The organism is Lysinibacillus sp. G01H (genome assembly GCF_028872195.1).
Lineage (GTDB): Bacteria > Bacillota > Bacilli > Bacillales_A > Planococcaceae > Lysinibacillus > Lysinibacillus capsici.
Genome location: NZ_CP118397.1, coordinates 3,831,139 through 3,844,251, shown reverse-complemented (window position 1 = coordinate 3,844,251; position 13,113 = coordinate 3,831,139). Strand labels below are relative to the sequence as shown.

At 36.7% G+C, this 13,113-nt stretch carries 13 protein-coding genes; 7 read left to right on the top strand and 6 right to left on the bottom strand.

Translation table 11 applies throughout. The annotated features are described in order from the left end of the window. Positions 1-18: 18 nt before the first annotated feature. The 4 genes from PSR12_RS19555 to PSR12_RS19540 form a co-directional block, all read right to left on the bottom strand. Positions 19-921, bottom strand: a complete 903-nt coding sequence (locus PSR12_RS19555) for a cation diffusion facilitator family transporter (protein WP_274770200.1) — start codon at positions 919-921, stop codon at positions 19-21. 192 nt (positions 922-1,113) lie between these two features. Then, positions 1,114-2,433, bottom strand: a complete 1,320-nt coding sequence (locus PSR12_RS19550) for a hemolysin family protein (protein ID WP_221681392.1) — start codon at positions 2,431-2,433, stop codon at positions 1,114-1,116. 429 nt (positions 2,434-2,862) lie between these two features. Next, positions 2,863-3,279, bottom strand: coding sequence for a hypothetical protein (locus PSR12_RS19545; protein WP_221681127.1), 417 nt, complete (start codon positions 3,277-3,279; stop codon positions 2,863-2,865). A gap of 171 nt (positions 3,280-3,450) precedes the next feature. Next, positions 3,451-3,654, bottom strand: a complete 204-nt coding sequence (locus tag PSR12_RS19540) for a YheE family protein (RefSeq protein WP_004230813.1) — start codon at positions 3,652-3,654, stop codon at positions 3,451-3,453. A 208-nt stretch (positions 3,655-3,862) separates the two neighbouring features. Here PSR12_RS19540 and PSR12_RS19535 point away from each other — a divergent pair, with 208 nt between their 5' ends. From PSR12_RS19535 to PSR12_RS19520, 4 genes are all read left to right on the top strand, one after another. Next, positions 3,863-5,005, top strand: a complete 1,143-nt coding sequence (locus PSR12_RS19535; RefSeq protein WP_221681131.1) for a DUF445 domain-containing protein — start codon at positions 3,863-3,865, stop codon at positions 5,003-5,005. A gap of 15 nt (positions 5,006-5,020) precedes the next feature. Then, positions 5,021-5,368 carry a YlbF family regulator gene (locus PSR12_RS19530; RefSeq protein WP_004230811.1) on the top strand — a complete coding sequence of 116 codons (348 nt, stop codon included), beginning with the start codon at positions 5,021-5,023 and terminating at the stop codon, positions 5,366-5,368. A gap of 141 nt (positions 5,369-5,509) precedes the next feature. Further along, positions 5,510-6,172, top strand: a complete 663-nt coding sequence (locus PSR12_RS19525) for a ribonuclease H family protein (RefSeq protein ID WP_274770197.1) — start codon at positions 5,510-5,512, stop codon at positions 6,170-6,172. Between the two features lie 119 nt (positions 6,173-6,291). Next, positions 6,292-7,203, top strand: coding sequence for a copper amine oxidase N-terminal domain-containing protein (locus PSR12_RS19520; protein WP_257520530.1), 912 nt, complete (start codon positions 6,292-6,294; stop codon positions 7,201-7,203). Between the two features lie 50 nt (positions 7,204-7,253). Here the strand turns inward: PSR12_RS19520 and PSR12_RS19515 are convergent, their stop codons facing one another. After that, the gene (locus PSR12_RS19515) at positions 7,254-7,652 is read right to left on the bottom strand and encodes a hypothetical protein (RefSeq protein ID WP_274770195.1); all 399 of its coding nucleotides are present in this window, start codon (positions 7,650-7,652) and stop codon (positions 7,254-7,256) included. Between the two features lie 165 nt (positions 7,653-7,817). Here PSR12_RS19515 and PSR12_RS19510 point away from each other — a divergent pair, with 165 nt between their 5' ends. After that, the gene (locus tag PSR12_RS19510) at positions 7,818-9,323 is read left to right on the top strand and encodes a coproporphyrinogen III oxidase (RefSeq protein ID WP_221681136.1); all 1,506 of its coding nucleotides are present in this window, start codon (positions 7,818-7,820) and stop codon (positions 9,321-9,323) included. A gap of 22 nt (positions 9,324-9,345) precedes the next feature. Here the strand turns inward: PSR12_RS19510 and PSR12_RS19505 are convergent, their stop codons facing one another. After that, positions 9,346-10,443 (bottom strand): CdaR family transcriptional regulator, encoded by a 1,098-nt coding sequence (locus tag PSR12_RS19505; RefSeq protein WP_221681137.1) that lies wholly within the window; start codon positions 10,441-10,443, stop codon positions 9,346-9,348. Positions 10,444-10,607: 164 nt separating this feature from the next. Here PSR12_RS19505 and PSR12_RS19500 point away from each other — a divergent pair, with 164 nt between their 5' ends. Both PSR12_RS19500 and PSR12_RS19495 read left to right on the top strand, forming a co-directional pair. Beyond that, positions 10,608-11,747, top strand: a complete 1,140-nt coding sequence (locus PSR12_RS19500; protein WP_221681138.1) for a glycerate kinase — start codon at positions 10,608-10,610, stop codon at positions 11,745-11,747. After that, positions 11,748-13,094, top strand: coding sequence for a GntP family permease (locus PSR12_RS19495; protein WP_221681139.1), 1,347 nt, complete (start codon positions 11,748-11,750; stop codon positions 13,092-13,094). It abuts the gene before it with no gap. Positions 13,095-13,113 lie beyond the last annotated feature (19 nt).

Here is a 13,113-nt window from a genome sequence, read left to right as displayed (position 1 = left end):
AAAAAGTCTCCTACCCAATCAATTGGTAGGAGACTTATCTTTGTTTTGTGGAGGAATGATATGTGGCTCAATATGCACAAGAACTTGACAAAAGCGATTTTCACGCATAATGGTATGTTCGATTTCTTCGGTTATGCGATGACTTTCAAAGACATTTAAATAAGGATCTACTGTGACAGTTACGTCGATGAAGTACATATTGCCATGGGCACGTCCTTTAAAGTCTAAAAGTTCCATTACCCCGTCCACGTTACGGATTAAGACCGATAACGTTTCAACTTCATCAATATCAAATGCATCTGTAAGACTTTGAACAGCTTCCCAAAAAATTTCTACTGCTGTTTTAATAATTAAAAAGGCAACAATGAGAGCTGTCAGTGAATCAATGATTGGAAAGCCGAAAATGGCTCCAAAAATACCAATGGCTGTCCCGATGCTGACAAGTGCATCAGAACGATTGTCAAAGGCAGCTGCTTTAACAGCGGCGCTTTTAATTTTTTTAGATAGTGCCAAATTATAGCGGTAAACCACATACATGACAACTGCACTACCCATTGCTACATAGGCAGTTAACAGTGAGGGTGTCGTACCAGTGGGCTCCCATAAGCTTTTTAAGGAACTAACTAATACTTGGAGACCCACAACAAGCATAATGAACGATGCGACTAAAGAGGCAACAGTCTCAGCTCGTAAATGCCCGTATTGATGGTTGGAATCAGGTGGTCTTTGGGCAATGCGTAAACCAATCAGTACTGCGATGGAAGCAATGATATCAGTTGTGTTATTTAAACCATCTGCTTTTAAGGCCTCAGATGTACCAATGTAGCCTATTGTAAGCTTAGCAGAGCTTAGGATTAGATATGTACCAATGGATAGCCATGCACCTTTTTCCCCTTGACGTAAATTTGTATAGAGCTCCATTTTGTTTCCTCCTCGCAAAACTTTCGGACATTAGAAAACGACCCCCTTTTAAAAAGGGAGTCGTTTTCATCTATTTATTACGGTCGTTGCTCCCACCTATATAAGGTGTGAAGAAAAGACCATATTTATAGCCTGGATTATACAAGCGTGCTTCTAATAGTACCACGACAAGTATGGCAATTCAAATCAATTTTAGTCAATGACCGCGTCATATTCATTTGATAAATCACTGTTAGGTAATTTCAGAACTTCTAAGTATAAAATATGGTGACCATCTAATTCTTTTGCGATAAATTCAAAACCTTGCTCTTGAATACTGTCACCTTCGACCGCATCAAAACGCTTCGTCATGAACCAACCACCGATAGTATCAATATCATCATCTTCTATGTCAGTACCAAGCATATCATTTACATTTTCAAGAAGCATCTTAGCATCTAAAATAAAATGATTTTCTGCAATTTCTTGTACTTCCGGGATTTCGTCTTCATCAAATTCATCTTGAATATCGCCGACAATTTCCTCAATAATATCTTCAATCGTCACTAAACCAGATGTTCCGCCATATTCATCCATTAAAATGGCCATATGAATACGTTCACGTTGAATTTTTAGTAATAGATCGTTAATTTGCGTTGTTTCCATCACTCGAATAATAGGCTGCATATAATCAATGACAGGCTTATCACCATTTTTAGGATCTTTAATGTAAGCGGTTAATAAATGCTTCATGTTAACTAAGCCAATAATATGATCTTTATCTCCATCCAGAATTGGATAACGAGTATATTGCTCAACACCCATTAAATCAAACACTTCTTTAATTGTTAGCTCTTTTTCTATGCCGACAATTTCAGTTCGAGGAACCATAATTTCTTTTGCAAGACGATCAGAGAACTCGAAAATACTGTTAACATATTCATATTCTGAGTTATTAATTTCTCCACCTTTTAAACTATCCGATAAAATCATACGCAGCTCTTCCTCTGTATGAGCCACTTCTGATTCTGACATCATCTTTAAGCCAAAAAGACCTGTTAAACCACGGGCAGAGCCATTTAATAGCTTAATGATGGGATACGTAATATTGTGGAAGATAATTAATGGGCCAGAAAAGTTTAATGTGACAAATTCTGCTTTTTGGATGGCTAATGTTTTTGGCGCCAATTCCCCAATAACAACATGCATAAACGTAACGATTGAGAATGCAAGTATGAATGAAAGGATAGATGTAATACTACCATTCAAATTTAGAAATTCAAACACTGGGTGCAAAATGATTTCAAATGTAGGTTCACCTAACCAACCTAAACCAAGTGCAGTGATGGTAATACCTAGCTGGCATGCAGATAAGTACTCATCTAAATCTGAAACAACACGTTTTGCATTTTTCGCTTTTTTATGCCCTTCCGCGAGCAATTGATCAATGCGGGTAGATCTCACTTTTACGATTGCAAATTCAGTTGCAACGAAAAATCCAGTCATTATAATTAGTAGGGCGAATGCCGCCAACCTAATGGTTATCTCCAATATGTCTCCGTCCAAATAATTCCTTTGTTCCCGCCCGAATGAGGGAAGTAAACAAAGTGTACACCTCCTATGATTTAAAAAATTGTTGGATGTTTCAATCATAAATTATTTAAAAGAAAAACACAAATATTGACAACAACTTTTTCACTTGTTTTTCATGGATCTTTTGAAAAAATGTAACTAGATTCAAATACCAAAAGATTGTAATTACCATGGCTATATGCTAACTTTAGAAAGATCAAAGATAGTTTGTTTAGGGAAAGAAGCATTTTGCATCTCATATAATACGACACGTCAAAAATCTCAAGAGTGCTTTAGCTTGCGGATTTTTTTAAATGAATTATTTTTTATAGTAAAGGGGGAGTCTCAATCATCATTTGAGACTCCCCCTTTCTAAATTGTTTGCCCTATTTATTCTTGCTGGAAGCGTAATTTTAAACACGCTTTTTCAACATCATGAACCGTTTCCTTTAAAGGTATTTCACCTGTAAACGGTGCGATAGATACAGGTGCTTTTTCCGTTATGCCTTGTTGTGTTAAAACATAGTTCTTATTATTATACGTTAAATAGAACGTTTTAATCGATTTCTTGCCGAAAGAGCTAGTAGAAGAATCAAAAAAGCCCTTTAGTTGACTGCAATACTCATTGTAAAAGTCGCTTTTATAGCCAGAAAGTTCCTCGAACTTCTTACTATTAACAGCACCCGCCTCATCCGCTAATTCGAATATTTTGGCGGAAAATTCTGAAAAAAATTCTTTTACTTTTACACGAATTAATGCTTTTGAATTATAGCTATTTAAGTCATCCGAAAGTGTGACTTTACTCATTGAAATGGCCCCCTGCATAAAAAACATTTACTATTAAGCTGATATCATAAATGTATAAGAAAAATATACAAATTTCAACAGGATTCAACATAATTAGCTTAAATGACGTGTTATTAATAGTAAATATAGGTATTTTTATACGGGATCACAACGAAAAATTGACTATCCAACTTAATCATATACATGAAACAGCATAAGCTCATGTATCATTTTTTTAACAACCTCCTCGTCTGATGGAATGGCTCCTATCCACTCAATCGTACCGTCCTTTAAATACTCCGCTTGGTATCGTTCTCGTTGATAAAAAAATGAAATAGCCCACCCAGGTAGTTGCGTGTTTTCAAATAGTGGTTTAAAACTGAAATGTTGAATCATCATCAAACCTCACTTCTCATAGTATGTAGTCATATTATTCAAGTATAACGGTATTTTTGCAACTATTCACTTTTCATAGAAGTAAGTAGGATGAAATTGAAATTCTAAAGGGGTATTTCTTTCGTTGAAAATCATTGCTCTGCTATAATGAATGCAGAAGGCGACAAAATACGCCAATCTTGAATACAATTGAAATGAGAGGATACTAATGGATAATTTTATAGTGGCATTACTTTTTATGGCTATCATTGGGGCTGCAATTGGGGGCGTTACAAATCACTTAGCCATTAAAATGCTTTTTCGTCCATATAAAGCGATATATATTAAAAATTGGCGTGTACCGTTTACACCAGGCCTTATACCCAAACGCCGTGATGAATTAGCGAAACAGCTGGGCCTTACTGTAGTAAATTATTTACTAACGCCTGAAACATTTAGAAAAAAGTTTTTCTCTAAGGATATTCAAGACAAAGTAGAACACTTTGTGCAAACAAAAGTTGAAGAAACAATCTTTACAAACGACAAAACAATTCAGGATTGGCTAAACTTAGCTGGGTTTTCGCATTTACCTACTACCATTGAACAGAAGGTTGAAGCAATTGTTGAGGGACAATTTTCGTCGGTAAAGAATACACTATCAACAAAATCAATTCGTACGCTGCTATCAGACGATATCCAAAATACAATTGATGCTAAAATTCCAGTAGCAGTTCAGCATATTTTAGAAAAAGGCGAGGATTATTTTTTATCACCAGAAGGTGAAATGACGATTAAGGCAATGATTGATGACTTTTTATCATCAAAAGGGTCTCTAGGCGGCATGATCAATATGTTCTTAGGTGATTCCTCTTCATTAGTTGGGAAAGTTCAACGTGAACTTGTGAAGTTTTTACAAGCACCAGGAACAACAACATTACTAACAAAAATATTTTCACAGGAATGGGAAAAACTCAAAGATCGACCAGCTATGGACTTTTTGCAAGATGTTCAATTTGACCCCATTTTATCGAAATTACAAGTGTACGTGAAAGAACAATTAGCAATCTCTGAACGTTTAAATCAACCGATTTCTTATTATTGGCCAGAAGGAAATGACTGGGCGAAGTATACCGTGATTCCACAAGTTATAGAAAAGGCTTTTGTGAAGGCAGAGGAAAAACTTGAGGATGTACTAAAACGTTTAAACTTACAAGAGGTTGTGCGAGAGCAGGTTGACTCATTCCCAGTAGAGAAGTTAGAGGAGCTTGTATTAGGTATTTCAAAACGTGAGTTTAAAATGATTACTGTATTAGGTGCAGTGCTTGGTGGATTGATTGGGATTGTGCAAGGCTTGATTGTTTACTTTATTTAAAAGGAGATTGTATGAATGATTAATATTTATAATGACATTAATGCGCTAGAAGCAACTTTCCGTAAGATTCCAGAATTTGAAGCGTTAAAAGCTGCTGTTGAAGTTGTTAAAAATGATGAAGAGGCATTAAATGTCTTTAAAAACTTCCGTAAAATCCAAATCGAATTACAGAAAAAGCAATTAGCTGGTGAGGATATTTTGGAAGATGAGCTTGTCTATGCACAAAAAGCGGCACAGCTAGCACAGCAAAATGAAAAAATTTCAACGATGCTTGAGGCAGAAATGAAGGTAAGTAAAGTAATCGAAGAAGTAAATCGCATTTTAATAAAACCTATCCAAGGTTTATATGAAGGAATTCAATAAAAGGTGATAATCGCAATTTAAAAAGGAATAATTTTTCTAGGAATTGCACATATAACAAGTAAGAGGAAAACGTGTATCCGCTATTGGTCGGTACACGTTTTTGCTTTATGGACCAGTTAAAGAGTATTGGAGGTTATGAATATGCATGTCATCATTGAATGGACCTATAAAACACCAAAAGGAGCAACAACAGTTTTACGTTCAGCTGAAATGCCTGCAGCTCAAGCACTTTTACTTGCAGAGGATATGGAAAGAACGGGAAGGGTAAAATCCCTACATTATATTGATCGGCAAGATACAAATTGGTCACTTAAAGAGCTAAAAGCATATTTAAAGGAAATTGATACAGAGCCTCATAATATTACGGTCTATTTTGATGGAGGTTTTGATTGTGGGACAAGACAAGCAGGACTAGGCTGCGTTATTTATTATGAACAAAATGGTAAACCTTTACGATTGAGAAGAAATGCCTTTTCATCTGAATTGAAATCAAATAACGAGGCAGAGTATGCAGCGCTTTATTTAGCCTTAGTAGAGCTTGAACTTTTAAATGTCCACCATTTGCCTGTGCGTATTATAGGAGATTCACAAGTGGTCATCAATCAGCTGAATGGGGAATGGCCAGCATTGGAAAAAGAACTTGCAAGCTGGGCAGATAAAATTGATGCTAAGCTTGAGCAACTTCACATTCAAGCTGAATACCAGCTTGTTTCACGTAAGGATAATTCGGAAGCGGACCGCCTTGCTACTCAAGCTTTAAATGGCATCGATATTACTGGTTTGAGTGAGATTGTTAAAGACTAGGAATAAGAGGTGGCAGTATCTACTGCCACCTCTTTCTCATAAAATCCTCTGTTTGCACTGAAACTTTTCCCATTTTAAAACTACTACTACTATGAATCCAAACAATAAGGAGAGATTTTATGAACATGAAAAAAATAGCACCTGCAGCTATGTCTGCATTATTATTTGGAAGTGCCCTTGTACCGGTAGCTTCAGCAAATGAGCAGCAATCTACAGAAGCAGAGGTACCACAAATACAAATTGATCCCGTACACATTTTTAATGATACTCGTGGTACTGTGGAAGATGTTCGTGTTGGGGAAAATATTACATATTACACAGTAAAAGAAGGCGAGCAAACAAATGTATTAGAAATTACTAAAGATACGCTCGTGTTCGACAATACTGGGAAGAAAGTGGAGCTTCAAAAGGGAGATAGAGTATTAGCTTATACATTTGCTAACAAACCGCAAAAATATATTTATCCACCACAATTCGATCCAGAGGTTGTCATCGTTGAAACAGAAGAGGTTGGTTTTGTAGAAGTGGATTATTTCTTGGAAGATTTAACTAATACGTATGATATTTTAAAATTAAATATTGCGAAAGAAACAGTGCTACTCAATGAAAAAGGTGTAAAGGTAGACGCTAAAGATTTAGCAGAGAAGCATCTAGTTGTTTTCTATACAGCCTCTACTAAAAGTATTCCAGCTCAAACAACACCATCTAAAGTAATTGTACTGGACGATGATTCCTCCACTACTAAGAATCCAATACTTGAAGAAATTGATAATATTATTGCATCCGATTCTTACGAAGTAGCTGGTACAAAAATGGTGCCATTACGTGTGATCGCTGAAAAGCTTGGCTTCAAAGTGGATTCTACAGGCAAGGGGGCAATCCTTTCAAAAGGGAATATGTCTTACACAATTACTCGCGGTGAAAAGACATTTGGCTATAATAAGGCATTACGTACACTAACAGTCGCACCGACCTTAAAAGAAACAAAGACATATGTACCTGTTGAATTTGTGGATGAATATTTAAAATGATTAAGATAATAGTATGCCAACAATGCTTGGCATACTATTTTTATTTGTGGTTACTCAGCCATTGCTAGAGTGTAATGGTTCTTTGAGGAAATAAAGGCTGGATATTTTTTCGCAAATTGTTGGAGACATTGTTTAAAGGGTTTTGTACTCATAAAGTTTTTAGCTAATACCATTTCATCTGAATACAATAAAAATTGCTGAAAATGGTGTTGAATAAATACCCTTGTCTTTTCATAATGCTTGTTAATTGAAATAGCGCCATAGATTTCTTGTTGGTCAATAATATAAATAAGATCACAAAGTACTTTATGTGTGCCGTATTTAAGTTTTACCGTGACATATAATGTTTTTTCATCACAGCGCTCTAAATCAAAATGGTGGAATGCTACTTCTACTTGAGGAATAAAGCTCGAAACAGGTTTATAATTGTCATTTTTTAAAATAAACATTCTCGACACCACCTTTTCTGAAAATTATAATGACAAAAAAATAGTTTGTCTATATTTAAACTGAATATTCTGTTATTTTATAGATTCTAATTGTTATTTTGCTTATAGTCATAGAAATTTGTTAAACTTAAATTTGCAATATATAAAAGAAGAGAGCGAAACGAAATGAAAATTATTCATATAGATCAAAAATATCCTGAAGATTGGATTCGCGTATTAAATCATATTGCGAATTTATTTTTTGAGGATTCCAAGCTGAAAGTTGAACCAATGGGAGCAGACATGTCTGCTTCATTTGACTATCAGACTGGAGATGATTTTTCCGTTTCTACAAAAGCAAATTTGATTGTAGATGGTAAGCAATACACGAATGAGTATCGTATTCAATATGAATCCCCAGCAACAGATCGTGAGCTAAATATTCGTATAAAACGTGCATTGTCACATGTATTTTTAGATGTTCTTGAACAGCATACTGGGGTGCATCAACAATGGGGGATTTTAACGGGTGTACGCCCGACAAAGCTGTATCATAAATTTAGAAAAGAAGGTAAGAGTGAGCAAGAAATTGCTGATCTATTAATTCGAGATTTCCGCTTATCAAAGGAGAAAGTTGGACTATTAAAGGAAATTGTGGACCGACAACTAGTGACCATTCCTGATCTTGATGCGATTGGACAAGAAATCAGTGTTTATATTGGTATTCCATTCTGCCCTACCAAATGTGCATATTGCACTTTCCCAGCCTATGCGATTGGTAGCAATCGTAAGCAGGGACGTGTTACGACTTTTTTAGATGGCTTGCATATTGAATTGCGTGAAATGGGCAAATGGCTGAAGGACAATAATATGAAAATCACCTCCATTTATTGGGGTGGTGGTACACCGACTTCAATTGAGGCCGATGAAATGGATGCCTTATATCAAACGATGTATGAATCATTTCCTAACCCTGAAACAATTCGAGAGGTGACAGTTGAAGCAGGAAGACCTGATACCATCACACCAGAAAAATTAGAAGTACTAAAAAAATGGGGTATTGATCGTATTAGTGTAAATCCACAATCTTATACTGATGAAACATTAAAAGCAATTGGTCGTCATCACACAGTCCAGGAAACAATTGATAAGTTTTGGCTTGCAAGAGAATCAGGTATGAACAATATCAATATGGATCTTATCATTGGGCTACCCAATGAAGGGATTGAGGAATTCCAACATTCATTAGAGGAATCGGCAAAGATGCAGCCAGAGTCTTTAACTGTTCATACGCTATCCTTTAAACGTGCGTCAGAGATGACACGTAATAAGGATAAATACAAAGTAGCCGACCGTGATACGGTAGCTGAAATGATGGAAATGGCACAAATTTGGACAAAAGAAAATGATTATGTTCCATACTATTTATATCGTCAGAAAAATATTTTAGGTAATTTAGAAAATGTCGGCTATAGTAAAGCGGGAGAAGAAAGTATTTATAATATCGTGATTATGGAAGAAGTGCAGACAATCTTAGGAATTGGCTGTGGGGCATCCTCAAAATTTGTTCATCCCGAAACAGGGAGAATTACACAATTCCATAATCCGAAAGATCCTGCTGCCTATATCATGACCTTTGAAGAGGCTATTGGGAAGAAAATTGAATTTTTAAATGAATTATATAAGGCTTAATGATAAAGGCAATCTGCTATGTTCAGATTGCCTTCATTGTTTGTAGTGTTCGCAATGTACAGGCCATTTTTAGCAGAACAGCATCCTCAAAGTATTGCGGATCATAGCCTGTTAATTCCCTTATTTTATTTAAACGATAAGTAAGTGTATGTCGATGAATATTCAATTGCTGAGCACAATGCTTTAGCTGTAAATTACAGTCAAAAAACGATTGTAATGTTTCCAATTGTTTAGTGTCTAAATTTTTTAGTATACGACAGTGAAATGCTTGTACCTCCTCTGATTCACGAGGTTTAAAAAGGGAAAATAACTCGACATCTTCAAAAAAAGTCAATTCATTATGGATGGCAGCAAATTTTAGAGCTGTTCTGGCACCTTGGTAGCTATAGGGAAGCTGAGATAAATGCTGTACCACAGGCCCTACACCAATTTGAAGGGAGGGAAGTTTCTGCTTCTGCTTACGCAGTGCTTTTATAATAGGACGGCAATTTTTCTCCCCATAATTTGTTAGTAGGATATAGTATTCCTGTAATTGGCTATGACCAGCAAGAATAGGCTGTTTGTAAAATAGATCCTCAAAAAAGAAGGGTATTGTATTTTCTGCGTAGGATGCTTCATTTAAGCTCACTAAAATCACCTGAAAAGGGCCCAATAGAGCAAATGGTAATTTCTGAATCCGTTCATTTAAGGCACCGTCTAGCTTACTTCCATGAACGAGTGCTTCAAATATGTAATCGTTATTCTTTCGTTGCCATTCACTTTTAGATTCAACAATCGCTTGATGGGCCATAATCTCTGTTGTGAGTTGAACGAGATTAGCAATTTCAAGCATATCCTCTGAATCTCCTGTAATACCTATAATACCTACAACCTCATCTTGATACATAATCGGCATATTGATGCCTGGTTTTGTGTTTGGATAAAGTGCTATATTTTCCTCATTTATAATTAAAGTCTCTTTTGTCTGTGCTACATATAATGCACCTTCATGAATATTTTCCACCCTCATTTTATCTCCGGAAGCTAAAATGACTCCACTTGGACTGATAACATTAATATTGTGACGCAAGCGCAACATCGTTTGATGGACGATGTCTTCTGCTAACTTTTTTGTCAACATGTTTATACACCTCGCATAAAAAACAGCCTGTTATATGACAGATAAATTGTACACCTATTATAATGTTTTCTGAATTTATTGTCATTATAATAATTGTAAGCGCTTAACTTAGGGATATGAAAATTTACGTAAATGTCAATGGAGGACATAAGTGGAGGTATAACATGAAAGTTATAATTAGTCCAGATTCCTACAAGGGTACTCTGTCAGCAGTCGAAGTAGCAAAGGCAATGCAAAAAGGAATCTTAGATGTGGATCATTCAATTGAAACAATTATACTACCAGTGGCAGATGGTGGTGAAGGTACACTGCAATCACTTATTACCTCTACAGATGGTCGATATTGCTCAGCAACTGTGCTTGATCCATTGGGAAGAGCTATCCAGGCTCAATATGGTGTACTGGGCGATCAAGTAACCTGTGTAATAGAGATGGCTCAAGCATCTGGTATTATGCTGTTACAAGAAAATGAGAAAAATCCTGAACTAGCTACATCTTATGGCACAGGACAATTAATTAAAGCCGCACTTGATCAAGGTTTTAGAAAATTTATTATTGGCATTGGTGGAAGTGCTACAAATGATGCGGGTACTGGTATGTTACAAGCATTAGGTGTGCGATTATTAACAGCGGAAGGGTTGGAACTTGAGGCTGGTGTTTCTAACCTTATGGAATTAGATGTCATAGATATGAGTCTACTAGATACTAGATTAGCAGAAGCAACATTTACGATTGCCTGTGATGTGGATAATCCGCTTATTGGTGAACGAGGAGCCACTGCCATCTTTGGTCCACAAAAGGGTGTTCAAAAACACCAGGTCGCTGAATTTGATCGTTGTTTAAAGCATTTTGCAGATATTGTTGAAGCTCAATTTACTATACGATTACATGATTATAAAGGTGCGGGAGCCGCTGGGGGAATGGGGGGCGCATTAATCGCTTTTTTAAAAGGAACCTTCCATGCAGGAATTGATCTTGTGCTGGACGCTGTACAGCTTCAGGCTCATTTAGCAGAAGCGCAGTTAGTGATAACGGGTGAAGGAAAATCGGATCTCCAAACATTACATGGTAAGGCACCATTAGGTGTAGCAAGGGCTGCAAAGCAAGCGAATGTAGAGGCGATGCTGCTGTCTGGAGGAATTGATACAAAGGCAAATGCAGCATTACAAGCGTATTTTACAGTTGTTGAGTCATTGGTAGATGAGGAGATTGGTGTGCAGCAGGCAATGCAAGAACCTGCTCACTTTATTCGGTTAAAAACAAGAAGAATAATAGAGCGTTACTTACAAAAGGGGGATGACTAGATGTTGTTCATTATTATATTAATAGGGGTATTATTTGTTGTCTTAGGGACGGCTAAGTTAAAGCTTCATCCGTTTTTAGCTTTACTAATCAGCGCTTTCTTCGTTGGAATTGCTTCAGGTATGCCATTATTGACAGTAGTGGAAAGCATTAATACTGGATTTGGAGGCTTAATGACAAGTATTGGTTTAGTTATTATTGCTGGTACTATTATAGGCTTAATATTAGAAAAATCAGGTGCTGCTTATCGAATGGCAGAAGTAGTGTTAAGAATTGTAGGACCTAAACGTCCGCAATTAGCGATGTCTTTAATTGGCTATATCGTATCCATACCAGTATTCTGTGATTCAGGCTTTATTATTTTATCTAGCTTGCAAAAATCATTGGCAAAGCGAGCGAATGTCACGATTGCATCTATGGCAGTAGCTTTAGCAACTGGGTTATTTGCGACGCATGTATTAGTACCACCAACTCCAGGGCCTATTGCAGCGGCAGGAAATATTGGCGCAGCAGATTATATAGGAACAGTCATTGTCATTGGTTTACTAGTTGCAATACCAGCGACATTCGTAGGCTATCTATGGTCAGTAAAAGTGGCGACAAAAATTCGCGTTCCTGAAGATCAAGTAGAGGCATTAGATTATGAGGAAGTCATTAAATCCTTTGGTAAAATGCCCTCAACATTTAAAGCATTTTTACCAATCGTTCTGCCGATTGTGTTAATTGGTTTGGGTTCTATAGCAGCATTAGTTGGTGATACGGAATCGACTGTCAATACCATCTTTAAATTCTTAGGTTCTCCAACAGTGGCACTATTTTTAGGTGTAGCAGCAGCCTTTTTATTATTACCTGAAATCAATGAAACGACATTAACAGGTTGGATTGGCGAAAGTCTAAAAGAAGCAGCACCAATTTTACTTATAACAGGGGCAGGTGGTTCGTTCGGAACTGTTATAAAAAATGCTGGTGTTGGAGAAATGCTTCAGGAGATGGATTTAGGTATGTTTGCCTCAGGTACATTATTCCTTCTTGTGCCGTTTATAGTAGCAGCCGCGTTGAAAACAGCTCAAGGTTCTTCCACAACAGCTCTTGTGATTACCTCAACTTTAGTAGCCCCAATGCTTGTGACGTTGGGAATTGATGGAGCGGTACCATTAGCATTAGTGGTGATGGCAATAGGTGCAGGAGCAATGACAGTTAGCCATGTGAATGATAGCTTCTTTTGGGTGATTACGCAGTATAGTGGTATGGAAGTAACACAAGCCTATAAAGCCCAAACGGTGGCCACATTACTCCAAGGGCTTGTGACCATTATTATTACGATGATTTTATGGTGGATATTTGTTTAAAGTAAAAGGAGAGCAGCCC

Excerpts from the sequence above, each read along its gene's own strand:
- PSR12_RS19555 (WP_274770200.1), bottom strand. The coding sequence starts at position 921 with ATGGAGCTCTATACAAATTTACGTCAAGGGGAAAAAGGTGCATGGCTA.
- PSR12_RS19545 (WP_221681127.1), bottom strand. The coding sequence starts at position 3,279 with ATGAGTAAAGTCACACTTTCGGATGACTTAAATAGCTATAATTCAAAA.
- PSR12_RS19540 (WP_004230813.1), bottom strand. The coding sequence starts at position 3,654 with ATGATTCAACATTTCAGTTTTAAACCACTATTTGAAAACACGCAACTA.
- PSR12_RS19535 (WP_221681131.1), top strand. The coding sequence starts at position 3,863 with ATGGATAATTTTATAGTGGCATTACTTTTTATGGCTATCATTGGGGCT.
- PSR12_RS19530 (WP_004230811.1), top strand. The coding sequence starts at position 5,021 with ATGATTAATATTTATAATGACATTAATGCGCTAGAAGCAACTTTCCGT.
- PSR12_RS19525 (WP_274770197.1), top strand. The coding sequence starts at position 5,510 with ATGCATGTCATCATTGAATGGACCTATAAAACACCAAAAGGAGCAACA.
- PSR12_RS19520 (WP_257520530.1), top strand. The coding sequence starts at position 6,292 with ATGAACATGAAAAAAATAGCACCTGCAGCTATGTCTGCATTATTATTT.
- PSR12_RS19515 (WP_274770195.1), bottom strand. The coding sequence starts at position 7,652 with ATGTTTATTTTAAAAAATGACAATTATAAACCTGTTTCGAGCTTTATT.
- PSR12_RS19510 (WP_221681136.1), top strand. The coding sequence starts at position 7,818 with ATGAAAATTATTCATATAGATCAAAAATATCCTGAAGATTGGATTCGC.
- PSR12_RS19505 (WP_221681137.1), bottom strand. The coding sequence starts at position 10,443 with ATGTTGACAAAAAAGTTAGCAGAAGACATCGTCCATCAAACGATGTTG.
- PSR12_RS19500 (WP_221681138.1), top strand. The coding sequence starts at position 10,608 with ATGAAAGTTATAATTAGTCCAGATTCCTACAAGGGTACTCTGTCAGCA.
- PSR12_RS19495 (WP_221681139.1), top strand. The coding sequence starts at position 11,748 with ATGTTGTTCATTATTATATTAATAGGGGTATTATTTGTTGTCTTAGGG.